We start from the raw sequence: 19,246 nt of genomic DNA, 5'->3' as shown, positions 1-19,246 counted from the left end.
GCGGCGGCGCATGAAAAAACTGATCCTGGGCATTCTCGGCTTGACGCTGGCTGCGACGCTGTTCGCCGCCGATGCGGCGACATTGGTGCCGCCAGGAAACCGCAACGCCGAGCAGCCGGATATTCCCGGCGCTTCGAGCCGGCGCACGCAGGCCACCAACACCACCTTCCAGGCGAAGTATCGCAAGGTCTACGCCTTGCTGAAGAACGACGCCGATCTGCGCGGCAAGATCAAGAAGGCCGCCGCGGCCTACGGCATTGATCCCCTGCACATTGTCGGCGCCATCGTCGGCGAGCACACCTACAATGTCGACGCCTACGACCGGCTGCAGACCTACTACGTCAAGGCGATTTCCTATCTCTCCAGCAAGCTGACCTTCGCCTATGACGGCGAGGACATCACCGATTTCGTGCAGCGGCCGGAATTCAAGAAATGCGCTGGGGTTTCGGACAGCTATGATCTGTGGGAATGCCGCGAGCAGGTGTGGAACCATTCGTTTCGCGGCAAAAGCGTCGGTGGCGAGAGTTTCCCGGACGACCGTTTCGGCGCCACCTTCTTCCAGCCCTATTATGCCGGCCAGACCTTCGGCCTCGGCCAGCTCAACCCGCTGACGGCCTTGCAGATGAGCGACCTCGTGCACAAGGTTTCGGGCTTGCCGAAGCTCGACGTCGCCGATCCCAATTCGGTCTACAAGACCATCATGGATCCCGACCTGACGCTGCCTTACGTCGCGGCGACGATCCGGAAATCGATCGACGCCTACAAGAACATTGCCGGCTTCGACATTTCGGGAAATCCGGGGCTCACGGCCACGCTCTACAATGTCGGCAATCCGGAGCAGCGCGCCGAAGCGCTGAAGGCGGAGAATGACAGGCGCCGCGCCGCCGGCGAGCCTGAAAAGCTGCCCGAGGAGAATTATTACGGCTGGCTGGTCAACGACAAGCTGCTGGAGCTCAAGGCGCTTTTCTAAGGTTGGGGTTTCAGGCTTTTGAGCAGGAACCGACGTCCTGCACACCGAAGCTTTCGCTACGCCGCCAGCAACGACTTCAGCTTGATGGCCTGCGAGCTGAGGGCTTCCGGCGCCGGTTTCGCCCGTTTGCCGATCAGCATTTCGGCGAGCCTGATGTCGCGGGCGACCGCATTGCCGGGACCGATGCCGCTGGCCGCCACCAGCCTGCCGTCTTCGCCCAGATGGAAGAGGATAAAGGCGCCGTCGCCGAGATCGCGGCGCACGACGCTGCGGCCTTCGTCGGAAAGCCCCGCGATCTGCAGGGACAGACCATATTGATCCGACCAGAACCACGGCACCGCCGCATGCGCCTCGCAGGCACCCAGCATGTTCCTTGCCGCCAGAGCGCCCTGTTCCTGGGCATTGCGCCAGGCTTCCAGCCGCACGCGGCGGCCACCATAGACGGCGAGCGGAAACGAACAGCAATCGCCGGCGGCAAAGATGTCGGGATCGCTGCTGCGTAGCTCGGCATCGACGGCGATGCCGTTGTCGATCGTCAGGCCTGCTTCGGCGGCCAGCCCGGTCACCGGCACGGCGCCGATGCCGATAACGGCGAGATCGGCTGATATCTCCCGTCCGCCGGCAAGCGTCACGCGAACCTCTTGGCCGTCGTCGACGATGGATGCGATGCCGTTGCCGCACAGAATGTCGACGCCCTCGGCGACATGTGCAGCATGGATGATTTCGGCGATCTCGGCCGGCACGCCGCGCATTAGGATGCGTGGCTGCGCCTCGATGACGGTGACCGAAGCCCCCAGTTTGCGGGCCGCGGCGGCGAGTTCGAGGCCGATGAAGCCGCCGCCGACAATGGCGATGCGGTTGCCGGGGCTGAGATGGGCGCGAATGGCCAGCGCATCGGCGAAGGTGCGGAGATAGACGCAGCGCGAACCCAATCCCGGCATCGGCAGCTTGCGCGGGGTCGATCCGGTGGCCAGCAGCAGCTTGTCATAAGGCAGGGCCGAACCGTCCGACAGACCCACCATGTGCGCCGCACGATCGATCGCCACGGCCTGGACAGAATGGATATGGCGGATCGACTTTTCAGCCAGAATTGCATCGCTGGCGATCGCCTTGATTTCAGGGGCTTCGCTGGCCATCGCCTCCTTGGACAGCGGCGGGCGCTCGTAGGGCAGATGCGGCTCGTCGCCGACCAGCGTCACCGGCCCGTCATAGCCGAGATCGCGCAACGCCAGTGCCGCCCGGCCGCCGCATTCGCCGGCTCCGATGATGATCATCCCTCGCGCCATACCAGTTATCCGATCTGGATGAGGACTTTGCCGGCGTCGACCTTGACCGGATAGGTCCTGAGGTTGACGCAGACCGGCGCGCCGCGGGCGTCCCCCGTCTTGTAGTTGAAGCGGCCATTGTGCTTGGGGCATTCGATGATGTCGTCCATCACCAGGCCGTCGGCGAGATGCACCTTTTCGTGGGTGCATAGACCGTCGGTGGCGAAATAGTCATCGTCCGGGCTGCGATAGATGGCGAAGGTGCGGCCGCCATGATCGAAGCGCATCACATCCTCTTCATCGATATCACCTGCGGCACAGGCCTCGACCCAGTCGCTCATTCAGTCCTCCCGTGGAAATCGGATAGCTGCACGATCACTCGGCCGCCGCGACGGCATCGTTGTGGAATTCCTCGCGATATGGCCTGGCGGTGGGCGGCAGCTCGCGCTTGAGGAAATAGTCTTCGTTGCGCAATTGGCGCAGGAAGGTTGGGATCATCTCGCGATAGCCGGCCAGGATCGACGTCGTCGGCGCCGGCAAATCGTGCTTGATCAGCTCATGCAGCTTCGGCAGCGCGTGGTACGGCACCATCGGAAACATGTGATGCTCGACATGGTAGTTCATGTTCCAATAGATGAAGCGGCTGATCGGGTTCATGTAGACGGTGCGGCTGTTGAGGCGATGGTCGGTGACGTTGTCGGCCAGGCCGCCATGTTGCAACAGCCCGACCATAACGTGATGCCAGGCGCCGTAGAGCCTGGGCAGGCCGACCAGCATCAGGGGCAGGAACGAACCGGTATAGAGCGCCAGTGCGATGGTGGCTGCATAGATCGCCGTCCAGATGCGGGCGAAGCGGATCGCCCTTGGCTGCTCCTGCTCGGGAATGAAGGTCTTTTCGGCCGCGCTGATGTTGCCGGCCGCGTTGCGCAGCATGTCGCTCATCGCATGCCAGGCATCGAGCACACCGACAAAGGCAAGGACGACGCGAGCAAGGTCCGGTGGCCGCATGACCGAGATTTCCGGGTCACGGCCGACGATGATGGTGTCGGTGTGGTGGCGCGTGTGGCTCCAGCGCCAGGTCACCGGATTGCGCATGATCATGAAGCATGCGATCTGGTAGACCACATCATTCATCCACTGCGTCCGGAAGGCGGTGCCGTGTCCGCATTCATGCCAGCGTGAATCGGTGGATGAGCCGTAGAGCACGCCGTAGACGAAGAAGAACGGCACGCACCACCATGTGCCCCAGAACCAGGCGGCGCCGGCGCCACTGAGGATCAGGGCGGCGAGCCAGATGATGGTATCGCGGATCGCCGGTCCGTCGGAGCGCTGCATCAGCTCCTTCATCTGCTTGCGCGGGATCTCGGTGTGATACCACTCGGCCGCCGACAGGCCGGTCTCGACGGCGAGCTTGGCGTCGCGGCCGATCAAGCTGTAGTCACGCCGGGACGGCGCTGTGGACATGGTTGCCTCCCTCGGCAGGGCATTCGCCAGGCGAATGCCCGATATTCCTACGCTTCGAGGCTGAAAATAGCGCCGACGCATGATAGACTCAACGTCACAAAGATAGTTTCTATCATTTCCTATCAGAATGGTGTAAGACGGGGCCAAGCAATCCGATGAGGCAAGCATGGCAAAACGACCGACCATCACCGATCTGGCGCGCATCTCCGGCGTCAGCGTTGCCACGGTGGACCGCGTGCTCAACAATCGCCTGCCGGTGCGCGAGGAGACCGCGCGGCGCGTCTATGAAACCGCGACCGAGATCGGCTATCACGCGGCCGGCTTGATCAAGCAGAGGATGCATCATGAACTGCCGGAGTACCGGCTCGGCTTCCTGCTTTTGCGAGGCAATGATGTCTTCTACGGTGATTTCGCGTCGGAGCTCGAACTGGCGGTCTCGCAATCGCAGCGGTTCCGCGGCGCCGCAACCATCGACTTCGCCAGTTCCCTGGTCCCCGACGAGATCGCCACCCAGATGCGCAAGCTGGCGGCAAAATCGAGGGCCATCGCCGTTGTCGGCCCGGACCATCCGACCCTGACGGCGGCGGTCGAGGCGTTGAAGGCTAGGGGGCTGCCAGTCTTCTCGCTGCTGTCCGATTTTGCCGCCGGTATCCGCGAGGGCTATGTCGGCCTCGACAACCGCAAGGTCGGTCGTACCGCGGCCTGGATGATCGCCAGGGCGGCGCGGCAGCCCGGCAAAGTCGCCCTCTTCGTCGGCAGCCACCGTTTCCATGGCCACGAGTTGCGCGAGATCGGCTTCCGCTCTTTCTTTCGCGAGCATGCACCCGACTTCAGCGTGCTGGAAACGCTGGTCAACCTGGAAGCGAACCAAGTAACCCATGATGCGATGATCGATCTTCTGGCGCGCTTTCCGGATCTTGCCGGCTGCTATGTCGCCGGCGGCGGCATGGAAGGCGCGGTCTCGGCGCTGCGGGCAGCAAGGCCCGTAAATATGCCTGTGGTCGTCTGCAACGAGATCAACGCCGAGTCGCGCGCGGCACTCGCCGACAACATCCTCACCATGGTGATCTCGACGCCGCTGGCCGCGCTCTGCCGCGAACTGGTCGATCGGATGGTGCATGCCATCGAAACCGGCGCAGCCAACGCCCCTGGCCAGACCTTCCTGCCCTTCGACATCTATCTGCCGGAAAATATCTGACCTTTCCCGCGCGAGTGCAGCGGCGGGGAATGATAGAATCCATCAGAACGATCCGAAAATCCGGCGGCAGGCCGCGGAATCGCACTTGACGTTCCGCTGGAATGGAATAAATATTTCACCAACTGCGCATTTTGGTTCTTTCGTTCCGGAACGTCTGTTTCAAACAGAGGGTTTGGCGTTCCAGCCAAGCAGGGAATGCCACACGGAGCGAAGCGATATCAGGGAGAGATTCCCCGGGGAGATCGGGGATTCCGGATAGATCGGTGCAACCGGACACCAATATGTGGAGGAGAAACACAATGAAGAAACTGATTTTGGGCGTCGCTTTCGCGGCGCTGATGAGTTCATCCGCCATGGCCGCCAAGGTCGGCGTATCGATGGCCAAGTTCGACGACAACTTCCTGACCGTGCTGCGCAACGGCATGATCGAGCAGGCCAAAGGCATGAGCGGCGTGGAGCTGCAGGTCGAGGACGCGCAGAACGACGTCGCCAAGCAGCTTGACCAGATCAAGAACTTCGCCGCCTCCGGCGTCGACGCGATCATCGTCAACCCGGTCGACACCTCGGCCACGCAGGCAATGTCGGACGCCGCGGCTGCCGCCAAGATCCCGCTGGTCTACGTCAACCGCGAACCCGTCAATGTCGACAAGCTGCCGGAAAACCAGGCCTTCGTCGCTTCGAACGAAGCCGATTCCGGTACGCTCGAGACCAAGGAAGTCTGCCGCCTGTTCAAAGAAGCCGGCAAGAAGGAAGCCAACGTCTATGTGATCATGGGCGAACTTTCCAACCAGGCCGCCGTGCAGCGCACCAAGGATATCGAAGAGGTGATCGCCACGCCGGATTGCAGCTTCATCAAGATCATCGACAAGCAGACGTCGAACTGGAACCGCGACGAGGCCCAGAACCTGATGACCAACTGGCTGTCGACCGGCAAGCCGTTCGATGGCGTCATCGCCAACAATGACGAGAGCGCCATCGGCGCCATCCAGGCCATGAAGGCCGCCAACATCGACATGAAGTCGGTCGTGGTCGGCGGCGTCGACGCCACCCAGGACGCGCTTGCAGCGATGCAGGCGGGCGACCTTGACGCAACCGTGTTCCAGGACGCGGCCGGCCAGGGCGCGGGCGCGCTGGACGCGGCATTGAAACTGTCCAAGGGCGAGAAGGTCGAACACAAGGTCTACGTCCCCTTCCAGCTGGTGACGCCTGCGAACATCGACAAGTTCCTGAAGAAGAACTGAGCAACGGGCATACGGAGCGGCGCTTCAGCGCCGCTCCCCTTCCCTCAGCGCCGGCAAGGCAGCGAGGGGCGACCGCGGCTGACGGAGGATAGAAGATTTGGCACAGACATCTCATGGCGTCGGCGGGGTCGGCTACGACGCGAAGAAGCGCGCGTGGCCTGCCGAAATCAACGTTTTCCTGGCGCTTGTCATCCTCGTCGTCGTCTTCGAACTGATCGGCCGGATCTTCCTAGGCGACAGCTTCCTGTTCAACACCCGCAGCGACGTCAGCGGGATCTTCAACGAGGCACGCCTGCAGATCATCATCCTGCAGGTGTCGATCGTCGGCATCATCGCCATCGGCGTGACGCAAGTGATCATCACCGGCGGCATCGACCTGTCCTCGGGTTCGATCGTCGGCGCGACCGCAATGATCGCCATGAGTTTTGCCCAGGTGGCGACCGTCAACGGCAATCCTAACCCCAAGGCGATGTTCCTCGCGCAAGGCTGGACCGACCTGCCTGTCATCGTGCCGCTGCTGGTCGCCATCAGCTGCGGGTTGTTCGCCGGCCTGGTCAACGGCGCCTTGATTGCCTACACGCGCATTCCGCCGTTCATCGCCACGCTCGGCATGATGGTGACCGCGCGCGGCATCGCCAAATGGTGGTCCAAGGGACAGCCGATCTCGTTTCCCACCGACAGTTTCGCGGCAATCGGCAAAGGCCTGATGCCAGTCATCATCTTCCTGTCGCTGGCGGTGCTGTTCCAGCTGATCATGACCTACACGAGATATGGAAAGCACTGTTACGCGATCGGCTCCAACGAGGATGCCGCGCGCATGTCCGGCATCAAGATCGCCAACCACAAGATCCTCGTCTACGTCATCGCCGGCGTGCTCGCGGCGCTCGCCGCCGTGGTGCTGAGCTCCAAGAACCTCACCGCACAGTCGGGCATGGGCGTGATGTACGAACTCGACGCGATCGCCATGGCGGTGATCGGCGGCGTCTCCTTGTCGGGCGGCCGCGGCTCGATCGTCGGCACGGTGATCGGCTCGCTGATCTTCGGCGTTATCATCTCCGGCTTCACCTTCCTGCGCCTCGACGCCTACTATCAGGAGATGGTGAAGGGCGTGATCATCGTCGGCGCAGTCGTTCTCGACCAGTGGCGTCAACGCCTTAGGGCAATGAGGGCTTGATCATGGCAGACATCGTCCTGAAGACCGAAAACCTGACTAAACGCTATGGCGGCGTGCATGCGCTGGAAGGCGCTAACTTCGAGCTGCGCAAGGGCGAACACGTCGCCATCATGGGCGACAACGGCGCCGGCAAGTCGACCTTCGTGCGCCAGATCACCGCCGTCGAGCAACGCACCGACGGCAAGATCTGGTTCGACGGCAAGGAAGTGAACTTCACCGGGCCGATCGCGGCGCGCGAGGCGGGAATCGAGACGGTGTTCCAGAACCTGGCGCTGGCCGACGACCTCGACGTGCCGTCGAACCTGTTCCTCGGGCGCGAAAAGGTGCTGTTCAATCTCGGGCCGTTCTCGATCCTGGACCGCAAATACATGCGCAAGGCGACCGAGGCGGCACTGGTCCGCACCGCAGTGAAGATCCCCAATCTGTCCAACACCATCCGCCACATGTCGGGCGGCCAGCGTCAGTGCGTGGCGATCGCCCGGACCGCCACCTTCGCCTCCAAGCTGATCATCATGGATGAGCCGACGGCAGCCCTTGGCGTGCAAGAGACCGCACAGGTCGAAAACATCATCCGCACGCTGAAGGACAATGGCGAGCCGCTGATCCTGATCAGCCACAACATGCGCCAGGTGTTCGACCTTTGCGACCGCATCGTCGTCTTCCGCCGCGGCCGCATCGTCGCCAACCTGCGCAAGCAGGACACCGACGGAAACGATATCGTCTCCTACATCACCGGCGCCAAGACCGGAGAGGCGGAACTCGCGGCCTAGGGCCGGGCAAGGAGGCGGTGGTCACCGCCTTCCTGTCGATGTCGTCTTGACCGGAACATCACCCGCGCCCATGACCGGCGCCTTGCTTCGAACCATCCTCAAAGGACATTCCATGGTACTCCGCTTCGCCCTCCTCGGTGCCGGCCGCATCGGCAAGGTCCACGCCCGCGCCGTCGGCTCCAACCCGCAGGCCAAACTGGTTGCCGTTGCCGACGCCTTCGAGAAGGCGGCGACCGAACTGGCGACCGCCTATGGCGCCGAGGTGCGCAGCATCGACGCCATCGAAAAATCCAAGGACATCGACGCCGTCGTCATCTGCACGCCGACCGACACCCATGCCGACCTGATCGAGCGTTTCGCCAAGGCCGGCAAGGCGATCTTCTGCGAGAAGCCGATCGACCTCGACGTCAAGCGCGTCGAGAAGTGCCTGGCCGTGGTCGAAAAGGCCAAGGCGACGCTGATGGTCGGCTTCAACAGGCGCTTCGATCCGCATTTCGCCGCCGTGCGCAAGGCGATCGACGACGGCGCCATCGGCACCGTCGAGATGGTGACAATCACATCGCGCGATCCGGGTGCGCCGCCGATTGACTACATCAAGCGCTCCGGCGGCATTTTTCGCGATATGACCATCCATGATTTCGATATGGCGCGCTTCCTGCTCGGCGAAGAGCCGGTGGCGGTCAGTGCGCACGCCTCGGTGCTGGTCGACAAGAAGATCGGCGAAGCCGGCGACTACGACAGTGTCAGCGTCATCCTCGAGACCGCTTCCGGCAAGCAAGCCGTCATCTCCAACTCGCGCCGTGCCACCTATGGCTATGACCAGCGCATTGAGGTGCATGGTTCGAAAGGCATGATCGCGGCCGAGAACCAGCGCCCGGTGTCGATCGAGCTGGCCAACGAGAAGGGCTATACGCGCCCGCCGCTGCATGATTTCTTCATGACCCGCTACCTCGACGCCTATGCCAACGAGATCGCTGCCTTCATCGCAGCCGCGACGTCAGGCAAGAAGGCGACGCCAAGCGGCGCCGACGGGCTCGTGGCGCTGAAGCTTGCCGATGCGGCGCTTAAGTCGGCCACATCGGGCAAGACCATCCGTCTCGACACAGCAAAGTAAGAACAGCAGGTACAGGAGCCCAGCGATGAGTACATCAGCCGGTCGCAATCATGAAACGCGCGCCATCGTCACCGGCGGCGCGCAAGGCATCGGTTTTGCCGTCGCTGACGCGCTGGCCGACGAGGGCTGCCGGGCGCTCGCGCTCATCGGGCGCTCGCAGGACAAGGGCGACAAGGCCGTCGCCCATTTCAAGAAATCGGGCGTCGACGCGATCTTCATCAGCGCCGACGTCTCGAAGGTCGCCGACTGCAAGCGCGCGGTCGCGACCGCAATCTCGCATTTCGGCACCATCAACGCCCTGGTCAATGCGGCAGCGACGTCGGCACGCGGTTCGCTGGTCGAGACGAGCGAAGAGCTTTTCGACCAGATCTTCGACACAAATGTGCGTGGTCCCTTCTTCCTGATGCAGGGGCTGGTCGCCCACCTCCTGGAGCGCAAGGCGCCAGGGTCGATCGTCAACGTGCTGTCGATGTCGGCGCATGCCGGCCAGTCCTTCCTGACGCCCTATTCGACCAGCAAGGGCGCACTGATGACGCTGACCAAGAATGTCGCCAGCTCCTATCGAAAGAACCGCATCCGCTGCAACGCGGTGCTGCCCGGCTGGATGGACACCGAGGGCGAGGCGATCGTCCAGAAGAAATGGCACGACGCGCCGGACGACTGGCTGGAGAAGGCCGAGGCCGCGCAGCCGATGGGGCAACTGGTCAAGCCGGCGCAACTCGCCCGACTGATCACCTATATGATCAGCCCGCAGGCCGGCGTCATGACCGGGTCGCTGGTCGATTACGACCAGAACATCGCCGGGGTGATCGGCGAGTAGCAGTTGAAACGTCATCGGGGCCTCAGGTCCGGTGTGCACTATGCAGCCTCGCCAACTCGACCTGAACGTCGGCCAGCTCTTGCTTCCAGTAGGCGATATCCTCCGGCGTGGCCGGCGTCCTAAAGGCATTGGCTTCGTATGCGCTCAACATAGCTTTGGCTGCTCTTAGGCGCGCTTCTGCCGCCGCTCGCAGTAGCGCATAAACATCGGCGGGTTCTTCGGAATCTGGGGGCATATCGTTGAACGTATAAGAGTTGGGGCCGGATCGCGACGGGTAGGCGTCAAATTTCAAACGGAGGGGAGCGTGACAAACGCCTCCGCTTCGACTATATGAGCCTCATGATCAACCTGACCGCCACGTATTGGTACTTTAGGAGCTCGCTGGCGGCGGGAGGATTGCGCTCGATCTGAAGATTGCAGCATCAAAATCCGAACAGCCGCCAGACCTGGCGGCTTTTTTGTTTCAGCCGGCAGGTCTCCCAATCAGGAGCAGAAAGCCGTGTTGACCACCACAGATGACCTTCGGGTCAAGGAAATCAGGGAATTGAGTACGCCGGACCAGGTGATGCGGGAGATACCGCGCACGCTGACGGCGACGCGCACCGTTGCCGCCTCACGCAATGCAACCCACGCCATCTTGAACGGGACCGACGATCGACTGCTCGTCATCGTCGGTCCCTGTTCGATCCACGATCCGGTCGCGGCCGTCGATTATGCCAGCCGTCTGGCGGCGCTGCGCGAGACCCTGTCCGACCGGCTCGAGATCGTGATGCGGGTCTATTTCGAGAAGCCGCGCACGACGGTCGGCTGGAAGGGTCTGATCAACGATCCCGACCTCGACGGCAGCTTCAACATCGACAAGGGGCTCAGGATGGCGCGCAACGTGCTCTCCGCCGTCAACAACCTCGGCCTGCCGGCGGCGACCGAATTCCTCGACATGACCACGCCGCAATACATTGCCGACCTCGTCGCCTGGGGCGCCATCGGCGCGCGCACGACCGAGAGCCAGATCCACCGCGAGCTCGCATCGGGCCTGTCCTGCCCGGTCGGCTTCAAGAACGGCACCGACGGCAATCTGCGGATCGCCGCGGAGGCGGTGAAATCGGCCGCCCAGCCGCACCATTTCATGGCGGTGACCAAGGGTGGACGCAGCGGCATCGCGACGACCACCGGCAATGAAGACTGCCACGTCATCCTGCGCGGCGGCGTTCAGCCCAACTATGACGCGGCGAGCGTCGAGGCGGCCTCGGTCGAACTCGCCCGCATCGGCGTCGCACCTCGGCTGATGATCGATGTCAGCCACGCCAACAGCTCAAAGAAGCCCGAGAACCAGCCCAAGGTGGCGGCCGATGTCGCGGGTCAGGTCACGGCGGGCGACGGGCGCATCATCGGCGTCATGATCGAGAGCAATCTCGTCGCCGGTCGGCAGGACGTGGTGCCCGGCAAGCCGCTCGTCTACGGCCAGAGCATCACCGATGGCTGCATCGACTGGGCGACCACCGAGACGGTGCTGCACGGCCTTGCCGGCGCGGTCGAGTGGCGGCGCTCGGCACGCCGCGCCATGATCGACAGCCGCCAGGGGGCCGCCTGACGGGTCGGGGACAAGACGGCAGTGTTTCCAGGCTCGGGCCTGGAATTCACGCCGCCTTCAAACCTTGCCAGGCGGTCAGTGCCGACACCGCAACCAGCAGCAATCCGGCCGCCCGGCCGGCAAATGCGGTCGCCCGGGGATTGGCGACCAGTAGATTGCGGCTGCGCCCGGCGGTGACGGCAAGCCCGCCATAGACGGCAAACTGCACGGCCACCGTCATCAATCCCATGATGGCCGCCTGTATCCAGATCGGACCGTAGGCGGGCTTGAGAAATTGCGGATAGACCGCAAAGACGAAAAGATAGGCCTTGGGATTGATCAGGCAGATCACCAGCCCCTGGCGAAACGCCCTCCATGCGGAGCGGCTGCCGGCAGGCCCCTCGTGGCCGACCTTGATCGAACTGCGCATCAGCGTCAGGCCGATGAAAGTCATGTAGGCGGCGCCGGCAATCAGCAGCGGATTGTAGAGGATCGGCACGAAATGCATCAGCAGGCCGACGCCGACAGCGCCGTTCAGCGTGTGCACCATGCCGCCCAGCATGATGCCGCCGGTGGCGGCAAGGCCTCTGTTGCCGCCACCCGTCAGTGCATTGGCAAGCACGAAAAGCATGTCCATGCCGGGCACGATGATGATGCCGAACAGCAGGAGGAAGAACAGCCAGAGATTATCCGCATAGTCCATGTCAGTTGCCTGTCGCCTCGCTCGGCGGAGCCGCTGAGGAATGTGTTGATTTTCAATTCGATAGGCAGTCGTATAGGTCAGCCCTACTGACGATGTGGCGTCAGTTGTGATCGGAGCGGGTGAGGAAATGCGCAAGGCATCGCGACTGTTCGAGATCATCCAGATCGTGAGGCTGGCGCGGCAGCCGGTGACGGCTGCCATGATGGCTGAAAAGCTGGAAGTGACGGTGCGCTCCGTCTATCGCGATATTGCCGCACTTCAGGCGATGCGCGTGCCGATCGAGGGCGGGCGCGGCATCGGCTACATCCTGCGCCCCGGCTTCGACCTGCCGCCGCTGATGTTTTCGATCGAGGAGATGGAGGCGATCGTTCTGTCGCTGGCACTGCTGGAGCGCACGGGTGACAGCGAACTCAAGCAGGCGGCCAAGCGCGTCAGCGCCAAGATCGCCGGCGCGGTGCCGCCGCCCTTGCGCCAGACGTTCGATGCCAATGCGTTGCATGCGTGGGGGTTTGCGGCGCCCTCGGTCGGTGCGGTCGATCTGGCGCTGGTGCGCCGCGCCATCCGCGACGAGGAGAAGCTCGACCTGTCCTATCGCGACGAGCTCGGCCGCGCCTCCGAGCGCCTCATCCGCCCGATTGCGCTGATCTATTACGCCGAAACCGCCAACATCGTCGCCTGGTGCGAGTTGCGCCAGGCGATCCGCAATTTCCGCAGCGACCGGATCGAGGATTGCCAGGCGACGGGGCTACGGTTCAAGGGCGAAGGCGATCGTTTGCGGCAGGTCTGGGTGAACGGGTGGGAGACGAACGCCGCCCAGGCCGCAAGCAACTGAGGCGATCCACCGCGAAGCAGACTATCTCACATCGACCCAGCGCTTTTCGTCGAACGAGCGCGCCATCGCATGCACCGTGCGCTCGATCTCCAGCCCTTCGGCGAACTCGATGATCCGCGCCGGCTTGCCGGCCAGCCGCGTCAACAGTTCGTGGCACTCGATGATCTTGAGATCGTTGAAGCCGAGGCCATGGCCGGGCGCCGGCAGGAAGGCGTCGTAGGGCTTGTGGTGCGGCGCCACCAGAATGGTGCGATAACCCTGTTCGGTCGGGCGATCGGCAGTGAGGTAGAGCTGGAATTCGTTCATCCGCTCCTGGTCGAACAGGATCGATCCCTTCGAGCCGAAGATCTGGATGGCGATGCGGCCCTTGCGGCCCCAGGCCGAGCGGTTGACCAGCAGCGTGCCGGCAATGCCGTTTTCCAGATGCATCAGCACGCTGGCGATGTCGTAGGTCTCGACGGCGCGGCGCCCGCCTGCGGGGAGCTTGCGGTCGGCGTAGGGCTTGGCCATGTCGCAGATGACGCTGGCGACGCGGCCGAACAGGGCTGAGACCAGCGACAGCGGATGCACGGCGAAATCGTCGAGCGCGCCATAGCCGGAAGCCGCTTCGTGCTTCCAGAAGAACAGCGCCTCCGGGTCGGCCATGAAGTCCTCGTCCATCTCGATGCGCAGATGGTTCACCTCCCCGATGACCTTCTCGTCGAGAAGCGCGCCGATGTGGCGGATGGCCGGGCTCTGGATGTAGTTGTAGCCGAGGGCGGCGACCTTGCCCGACGTCTTCGCCGCCGCCGCCATGGCTTCGGCCTCGGCGAAGCTCGGCGCCATAGGCTTTTCGCACCACAGATGCTTGCCGGCCTCGAGGATGGCGATGGCCATCTCCGGATGGAACTGGTTGGGCGTGGTCAGCGAGACGATATCGACATCCGGGTCGTTGACGACGGCGCGCCAGTCGCCGGACGCCTTGGCGAAGCCGAACTCGCCGGCCTTGCGCCTGGCGAGGTCCTCATTGACCTCGCCGAGATGGACGAGCCGGGGCTTGGGCACGTCGGGAAAGACGGCGCCGACGGCACTCCATGCGATGGCGTGACACTTGCCCATGAAACCCGTGCCGATGAGACCGACGCCGACCATTTTCCATTTCTCCACTGCCTGAAGCGTTGGATGGATGAATTAGTCCATTTTCTCTTGGAATGGAATGTCTGCCTCATTTTTTATGGCGTTCTTGCGCAGGCTCGCTATGATGGGGCAGAGAGGGTACCCATAGATGAGCCTGGACAGAGCGACGATGGACGAACGGGTACCTCGCGACTTCGAGACGCTGCGCGCCACCATCCTGGACCGGCGCGAAAGCCTGCCCAAGCGCATCGCCCAGATCGCCGCCTACGCGCTCGACAATCCCGACGACATCGCCTTCGGCACCGCCGCCAGCATCGCCGCTTCGGCCGGCGTGCAGCCGTCGACCCTGATCCGCTTTGCCCAGCAGCTTGGCTTCGACGGTTTCACCAGCCTGCAGCAGGTGTTTCGCGAGAGGCTGCGCGAGCGCAACTCGTCCTATGACGAACGCCTGCAGGCGCTGCGTGCCAAGGCCGAGGGCGCCGCCGGTCACCGGGCGATCTTCGACGGCTTCGTCGCCGCCGCCAGCACCTCGCTCAACGACATTTCGCGCACGCTGGACGACGCGCATCTGGAAGACGCGATTTCCCTGCTGGCGAAGGCGGAGACCATCTATGTGCTGGCCAAGCGCCGCTCCTATCCGGTGGCGTCCTACATCGCCTATGCGCTGGGCAAGCTGAAGATCCGCAACCAGCTGATCGAATCGGCCGCCGGGCTGAACGCCGAGATGATCGCATTCGCCACGCCGGCGGACGCCGTCATCGCCATCAGCTTCTCGCCGTACGCGCCGGCCACCATCGAGGAGGCGCGCAGCATTTCGGAACAGGGCGTGCCGATCGTTGCCATCACCGACAGCTCGTTTTCGCCGCTTGCCCAGTTCGCCAGCATCTGGTTCGAGGTGGCCGAGGCCGATTTCGCCGGCTTCCGCTCGCTGTCGGCGACGATGGCGCTGGCCATGGCGCTGACCGTCGGCGTCGGCGAAAAACGGCGCAGCACGGGCCGCAGGCGCAAGGCCTAGCAGGCACCTCAAAGACAATTTTAGACCGGGGAATGCTCATTCCATATTGACTATGGATTGGAATTATTATTTCATATTCCCGGCGCCACGCTGCCGCTCGCGCGTGTACCCCAAAATGCGTTGCTCAAGACAACAAGACTGACGGGAGGTTCCAATGAGCGAAGCCGTGGACGCAAAACAGGCGCCGCTCGACGTCATCACCATAGGTCGCGCTTCCGTCGACCTTTATGGCCAGCAGATCGGCTCGCGGCTGGAGGACATCACCTCGTTCGCCAAGTCGGTCGGCGGCTGCCCGGCCAACATTTCGGTCGGCACGGCGAGGCTCGGCCTGCGCTCGGCCCTGCTCACCCGCGTCGGCGACGAGCAGATGGGCCGCTTCATCCGCGAACAGCTCAAGCGCGAAGGCGTTTGCGTCGACGGGCTGAAGACCGACAAGGAGCGGCTGACCGCCTTGGTGCTGCTGTCGGTCGAGGATGAAGGCGTGTCGCCGATGATCTTCTACCGCTCAGATTGCGCCGACATGGCGCTGGCGCCGGAAGACATCGACGAGGCCTTCATCGCCTCGGCGCGCTCCATCGTCGTCACCGGCACGCATTTTTCCCGGCCCAACAGCGATGCCGCCCAGCGCAAGGCAATCCGCATCATCAAGGCCAAGGGCGGCAAGGTGGTGTTCGACATCGACTATCGGCCGAACCTCTGGGGTCTGGCCGGCCATGCCGAAGGGTTTGAGCGCTATGTCAAGTCAGACAGGGTCTCGGCCCAACTGAAGACGGTGCTGCCCGATTGCGACCTGATCGTCGGCACCGAAGAAGAGATCATGATCGCGTCGGGCGCCGATGATTGCCTGAGCGCCTTGAAGACGATCCGCTCGCTGTCTTCGGCGACCATCGTTTTGAAGCGGGGCGCCATGGGCTGCATCGTCTATGACGGGCCGATCAGCGACGATCTCGAGGACGGCGTCGTCGGCAAGGGCTTTCCGATCGAGATCTACAATGTGCTCGGCGCCGGTGACGCTTTCATGTCGGGCTTCCTGCGCGGCTGGCTGGGCGGCGAAGACCATGCGACGGCGGCCACCTGGGCCAATGCCTGCGGCGCCTTCGCCGTGTCGCGCCTGCTGTGCGCGCCGGAATATCCGACCTTCGAGGAGTTGCAGTTCTTCCTCAAGAACGGCAGCAAGCATCTCGCCTTGCGCAAGGACGAGGCGATCAACCACATCCATTGGGCGACCACCCGTCGCCGCGACGTTCCCTCGCTGATGGCGCTCGCCTGCGATCATCGCGTGCAACTCGAGGATGTGGCGGCGAAGGCCGGTGCCGATCCCGCACGCATCCGCGATTTCAAGGTTCTGGCGGTCAAGGCGGCGGCGAAGATCGCCGCCGGCCGTGACGGCTATGGCATGCTGATCGACGAGAAGCATGGCCGCGAGGCGATGTTCGAATTCGCCCGCCATCCCTTCGCCTGGCTCGGGCGGCCAGTCGAATTGCCGGGATCGCGACCCCTACGCTTCGAGTTCTCGCAGGACATCGGCTCGCAGCTCGTCGAATGGCCGGTCGATCACTGCATCAAGTGCCTGTGCTTCTATCATCCCGACGATCCGGCGGCGCTCAAGGAAGAGCAGCAGCAGAAGCTGCGCGCGCTGTTCGAGGCCGCACGCAAGGTCGGCAGGGAATTGCTGGTCGAGATCATCGCCGGCAAGCACGGCAAGCTCGACGACACGACGATCCCGCGCGCGCTGGAGGAACTCTATGCGCTCGGCATCAAACCCGACTGGTGGAAGCTCGAACCGCAGGCTTCGGCAGCGGCGTGGGCAAAGATCGAAGCGGTGATCCTGAAGCATGATCCGTGGTGCCGGGGCGTCGTGCTGCTTGGCCTGGAAGCGCCGCAGGACGAGCTGGAAGCGGCTTTTGCCGCAACCGCCAAGGCGCCCATCGTCAAAGGGTTTGCCGTCGGCCGGACCATCTTCGTCCACGCGGCCGAACAATGGCTGGCCGGCAAGATGTCGGATGACGAGGCGATCGCCGACATGGCCTCGCGCTTCGAACAGTTGACCGAAGCGTGGCTTGCCGCGCGCGGCCGCAAAGCAGCATAAGAAGGCGCGGCATAGGACTGCGGAGGAAAAACACCATGAGCAAGACAATCCGCCTGACGATGGCGCAGGCGCTGACCCGCTTTCTCAGCAGGCAGATGACCGAGATCGACAGCAAGAAAGTCCCGATCTTCGGCGGTGTCTGGGCGATCTTCGGCCATGGCAATGTCGCCGGCATCGGCGAGGCGCTCTATCAGGTGCGCGACGAACTGCCGACCTTTCGCGCCCACAATGAACAGGCGATGGCGCATGCGGCGATCGCCTATGCCAAGGCCAATTTCCGCCGCCGCTTCATGGCGGCGACCTCGTCGATCGGCCCCGGCGCGCTCAACATGGTGACGGCTGCGGCACTGGCCCACGTCAACCGGCTGCCGGTGCTTTTTCTGCCCGGCGATGTCTTCGCCAACCGCATTCCCGATCCGGTGCTGCAGCAGGCCGAGGATTTCTCCGACGGCACGGCGACGGTCAATGACTGCTTCCGTCCGGTGTCGCGGTATTTCGACCGCATCACTCGGCCCGAACAGATCATCCCGGCGCTCGGCCGCGCCATGCAGGTGCTGATCGATCCGGCCGATTGCGGCCCGGTGACGCTGTCGCTTTGCCAGGACGTGCAGGCCGAGGCCTATGACTATCCCGAGAGCTTCTTTGCCGAGCGGGTCTGGCACCAGCGCCGGCCGCGGCCGGACCGCCATGAGCTTGCCGCCGCGGTAGCGGCGCTCAAGGGGGCGAAGAAGCCGCTGGTGATCGCCGGCGGCGGCGTGCTTTATTCGCAGGCTTCGGACGAACTGGGGAAATTCGTGCAGGGCGCCGGCATCCCGGTCTGCGAGACGCAAGGCGGAAAATCCTCCCTGCCGGACAATCATCCGCTCAACATGGCGGCGGTCGGCGTCACCGGCACCTCGGCCGCCAACCGGCTGGCGGAGGAGGCCGATGTCGTGCTGGCCATCGGCACGCGGCTGCAGGATTTCACCACCGGCTCGTGGGCGCTGTTCAAGAACTTCGGCAAGACCATCGTTGGCTTGAACGTGCAGCCCTTCGACGCCGGCAAGCACCGGGCGCTGCCGCTGGTCGCTGACGCGGCCGAGGGCCTGGCCGAACTCGGCGCTGCGCTGAAGGGCTGGAAAGCGCCGGCAGGCTGGACCGACAATGCGGTGGCCGGCAAGAAGGCCTGGCAGGTCGAGGCGGCCAAGGTGACCGCGTCGACCAACGCCGCCTACCCTTCCGACGCTCAGGTCATCGGCGCCGTGCAGCGCGCGATGGGCTCTGGCGTAACCCTGCTGCATGCCGCCGGCGGTCTGCCCGGCGAACTGCACAAGCTGTGGCAAGCGGGCGCGCCCGGCTCCTACCACGCCGAATACGGCTTCTCGACCATGGGCTACGAGATTGCCGGCGGGCTTGGCACCAAGATGGCGAAGCCTGACGAGGAGATCGTCGTCATGATCGGCGACGGCTCCTATCTGATGCTGAATTCCGAAATCGCCACCTCGGTGATGCTCGGCCTCAAGCTGACCATCGTGCTGCTCGACAACCGCGGCTATGGCTGCATCAACCGGCTGCAGATGGCGACCGGCGGCGCCAACTTCAACAATCTCCTGAAGGACTCGCGCCACGAAATCCTGCCCGATATCGACTTCGCCGCGCATGCGGCGAGCATGGGGGCGATTGCCGAGAAAGTGCCGTCGATCGCCGGGCTGGAAAACGCCCTGGAAAAGGCAAGGAAGAACAACCGTACCACCGTGCTGGTCATCGACACCGATCCGCTGGTTTCGACCGATGCCGGCGGCCATTGGTGGGATGTTGCGGTGCCGGAGGTCTCGGCGCGTGCCCAGGTGAACGCGGCGCGCAAGGCCTATGACGAAAAGCGGCAGATGCAGACCATTGGCGATTGATGCCAACGCCGGCAAATCC

At 63.6% G+C, this 19,246-nt stretch carries 17 protein-coding genes; 12 read left to right on the top strand and 5 right to left on the bottom strand.

The genetic code is table 11. The annotated features are described in order from the left end of the window. Positions 1-10 precede the first annotated feature (10 nt). Positions 11-970, top strand: a complete 960-nt coding sequence (locus AC1D2G_RS04330) for a DUF1402 family protein (protein WP_477412224.1) — start codon at positions 11-13, stop codon at positions 968-970. Positions 971-1,026: 56 nt separating this feature from the next. On the opposite strand, the gene AC1D2G_RS04325 is transcribed toward AC1D2G_RS04330, so the two are convergent. The 3 genes from AC1D2G_RS04325 to AC1D2G_RS04315 are packed head-to-tail and all read right to left on the bottom strand — an operon-like array spanning position 1,027 to position 3,699. Beyond that, complete coding sequence (locus AC1D2G_RS04325; protein ID WP_477412222.1) at positions 1,027-2,244, bottom strand: NAD(P)/FAD-dependent oxidoreductase; 1,218 nt, start codon at positions 2,242-2,244, stop codon at positions 1,027-1,029. 17 nt (positions 2,245-2,261) lie between these two features. Beyond that, the gene (locus AC1D2G_RS04320; RefSeq protein WP_095083246.1) at positions 2,262-2,576 is read right to left on the bottom strand and encodes a MocE family 2Fe-2S type ferredoxin; all 315 of its coding nucleotides are present in this window, start codon (positions 2,574-2,576) and stop codon (positions 2,262-2,264) included. A gap of 34 nt (positions 2,577-2,610) precedes the next feature. Next, positions 2,611-3,699 (bottom strand): fatty acid desaturase family protein, encoded by a 1,089-nt coding sequence (locus AC1D2G_RS04315; protein WP_477412220.1) that lies wholly within the window; start codon positions 3,697-3,699, stop codon positions 2,611-2,613. Positions 3,700-3,865: 166 nt separating this feature from the next. Here AC1D2G_RS04315 and AC1D2G_RS04310 point away from each other — a divergent pair, with 166 nt between their 5' ends. The 7 genes from AC1D2G_RS04310 (at position 3,866) to AC1D2G_RS04280 (ending at position 11,607) form a co-directional block, all read left to right on the top strand. Beyond that, entirely contained in the window at positions 3,866-4,897 is a 1,032-nt protein-coding gene (locus AC1D2G_RS04310; protein ID WP_477412218.1) for a LacI family DNA-binding transcriptional regulator, read from the top strand. A gap of 299 nt (positions 4,898-5,196) precedes the next feature. After that, positions 5,197-6,138, top strand: a complete 942-nt coding sequence (locus AC1D2G_RS04305; protein WP_095083253.1) for a sugar ABC transporter substrate-binding protein — start codon at positions 5,197-5,199, stop codon at positions 6,136-6,138. A gap of 97 nt (positions 6,139-6,235) precedes the next feature. Next, on the top strand, positions 6,236-7,312 hold the full coding sequence (locus tag AC1D2G_RS04300) for an ABC transporter permease (protein WP_095083255.1): 1,077 nt from the start codon (positions 6,236-6,238) through the stop codon (positions 7,310-7,312). A 2-nt stretch (positions 7,313-7,314) separates the two neighbouring features. Beyond that, a complete protein-coding gene (locus tag AC1D2G_RS04295; protein WP_095083257.1) occupies positions 7,315-8,082 on the top strand; it encodes an ATP-binding cassette domain-containing protein in 768 nt (255 codons plus the stop codon). A gap of 112 nt (positions 8,083-8,194) precedes the next feature. Next, positions 8,195-9,196 carry an inositol 2-dehydrogenase gene (iolG, locus tag AC1D2G_RS04290; protein ID WP_095084320.1) on the top strand — a complete coding sequence of 334 codons (1,002 nt, stop codon included), beginning with the start codon at positions 8,195-8,197 and terminating at the stop codon, positions 9,194-9,196. 25 nt (positions 9,197-9,221) lie between these two features. Next, complete coding sequence (locus AC1D2G_RS04285) at positions 9,222-10,016, top strand: SDR family oxidoreductase (protein ID WP_477412215.1); 795 nt, start codon at positions 9,222-9,224, stop codon at positions 10,014-10,016. A gap of 499 nt (positions 10,017-10,515) precedes the next feature. Then, entirely contained in the window at positions 10,516-11,607 is a 1,092-nt protein-coding gene (locus tag AC1D2G_RS04280; protein WP_477412213.1) for a 3-deoxy-7-phosphoheptulonate synthase, read from the top strand. A gap of 46 nt (positions 11,608-11,653) precedes the next feature. Here AC1D2G_RS04280 and AC1D2G_RS04275 read toward each other — a convergent pair whose 3' ends face one another. Further along, a complete protein-coding gene (locus tag AC1D2G_RS04275; protein ID WP_477412211.1) occupies positions 11,654-12,289 on the bottom strand; it encodes a LysE family translocator in 636 nt (211 codons plus the stop codon). 127 nt (positions 12,290-12,416) lie between these two features. Here AC1D2G_RS04275 and AC1D2G_RS04270 point away from each other — a divergent pair, with 127 nt between their 5' ends. Then, positions 12,417-13,121 (top strand): helix-turn-helix transcriptional regulator, encoded by a 705-nt coding sequence (locus tag AC1D2G_RS04270; protein WP_477412209.1) that lies wholly within the window; start codon positions 12,417-12,419, stop codon positions 13,119-13,121. 21 nt (positions 13,122-13,142) lie between these two features. On the opposite strand, the gene AC1D2G_RS04265 is transcribed toward AC1D2G_RS04270, so the two are convergent. Continuing rightward, positions 13,143-14,252, bottom strand: coding sequence for a Gfo/Idh/MocA family protein (locus AC1D2G_RS04265; protein ID WP_477412207.1), 1,110 nt, complete (start codon positions 14,250-14,252; stop codon positions 13,143-13,145). 154 nt (positions 14,253-14,406) lie between these two features. Here AC1D2G_RS04265 and AC1D2G_RS04260 point away from each other — a divergent pair, with 154 nt between their 5' ends. The 3 genes from AC1D2G_RS04260 (at position 14,407) to iolD (ending at position 19,227) form a co-directional block, all read left to right on the top strand. Then, complete coding sequence (locus tag AC1D2G_RS04260) at positions 14,407-15,252, top strand: MurR/RpiR family transcriptional regulator (RefSeq protein ID WP_167392076.1); 846 nt, start codon at positions 14,407-14,409, stop codon at positions 15,250-15,252. A 154-nt stretch (positions 15,253-15,406) separates the two neighbouring features. Then, positions 15,407-17,341: a bifunctional 5-dehydro-2-deoxygluconokinase/5-dehydro-2-deoxyphosphogluconate aldolase gene (locus tag AC1D2G_RS04255; RefSeq protein WP_477412205.1), complete on the top strand. Its 1,935-nt coding sequence runs from the start codon at positions 15,407-15,409 to the stop codon at positions 17,339-17,341. 35 nt (positions 17,342-17,376) lie between these two features. Further along, positions 17,377-19,227 (top strand): 3D-(3,5/4)-trihydroxycyclohexane-1,2-dione acylhydrolase (decyclizing), encoded by a 1,851-nt coding sequence (gene iolD, locus AC1D2G_RS04250; protein WP_477412203.1) that lies wholly within the window; start codon positions 17,377-17,379, stop codon positions 19,225-19,227. Positions 19,228-19,246 lie beyond the last annotated feature (19 nt).

Source organism: Mesorhizobium sp. P2_C7, from assembly GCF_056404515.1.
Note: the sequence above shows the minus strand (reverse complement) of the source record. Positions and strands in the feature narration are given on the sequence as shown.

Excerpts from the sequence above, each read along its gene's own strand:
- AC1D2G_RS04330 (WP_477412224.1), top strand. The coding sequence starts at position 11 with ATGAAAAAACTGATCCTGGGCATTCTCGGCTTGACGCTGGCTGCGACG.
- AC1D2G_RS04325 (WP_477412222.1), bottom strand. The coding sequence starts at position 2,244 with ATGATCATCATCGGAGCCGGCGAATGCGGCGGCCGGGCGGCACTGGCG.
- AC1D2G_RS04320 (WP_095083246.1), bottom strand. The coding sequence starts at position 2,576 with ATGAGCGACTGGGTCGAGGCCTGTGCCGCAGGTGATATCGATGAAGAG.
- AC1D2G_RS04315 (WP_477412220.1), bottom strand. The coding sequence starts at position 3,699 with ATGTCCACAGCGCCGTCCCGGCGTGACTACAGCTTGATCGGCCGCGAC.
- AC1D2G_RS04310 (WP_477412218.1), top strand. The coding sequence starts at position 3,866 with ATGGCAAAACGACCGACCATCACCGATCTGGCGCGCATCTCCGGCGTC.
- AC1D2G_RS04305 (WP_095083253.1), top strand. The coding sequence starts at position 5,197 with ATGAAGAAACTGATTTTGGGCGTCGCTTTCGCGGCGCTGATGAGTTCA.
- AC1D2G_RS04295 (WP_095083257.1), top strand. The coding sequence starts at position 7,315 with ATGGCAGACATCGTCCTGAAGACCGAAAACCTGACTAAACGCTATGGC.
- iolG (WP_095084320.1), top strand. The coding sequence starts at position 8,195 with ATGGTACTCCGCTTCGCCCTCCTCGGTGCCGGCCGCATCGGCAAGGTC.
- AC1D2G_RS04285 (WP_477412215.1), top strand. The coding sequence starts at position 9,222 with ATGAGTACATCAGCCGGTCGCAATCATGAAACGCGCGCCATCGTCACC.
- AC1D2G_RS04275 (WP_477412211.1), bottom strand. The coding sequence starts at position 12,289 with ATGGACTATGCGGATAATCTCTGGCTGTTCTTCCTCCTGCTGTTCGGC.
- AC1D2G_RS04270 (WP_477412209.1), top strand. The coding sequence starts at position 12,417 with ATGCGCAAGGCATCGCGACTGTTCGAGATCATCCAGATCGTGAGGCTG.
- AC1D2G_RS04265 (WP_477412207.1), bottom strand. The coding sequence starts at position 14,252 with ATGGTCGGCGTCGGTCTCATCGGCACGGGTTTCATGGGCAAGTGTCAC.
- AC1D2G_RS04260 (WP_167392076.1), top strand. The coding sequence starts at position 14,407 with ATGGACGAACGGGTACCTCGCGACTTCGAGACGCTGCGCGCCACCATC.
- AC1D2G_RS04255 (WP_477412205.1), top strand. The coding sequence starts at position 15,407 with ATGAGCGAAGCCGTGGACGCAAAACAGGCGCCGCTCGACGTCATCACC.
- iolD (WP_477412203.1), top strand. The coding sequence starts at position 17,377 with ATGAGCAAGACAATCCGCCTGACGATGGCGCAGGCGCTGACCCGCTTT.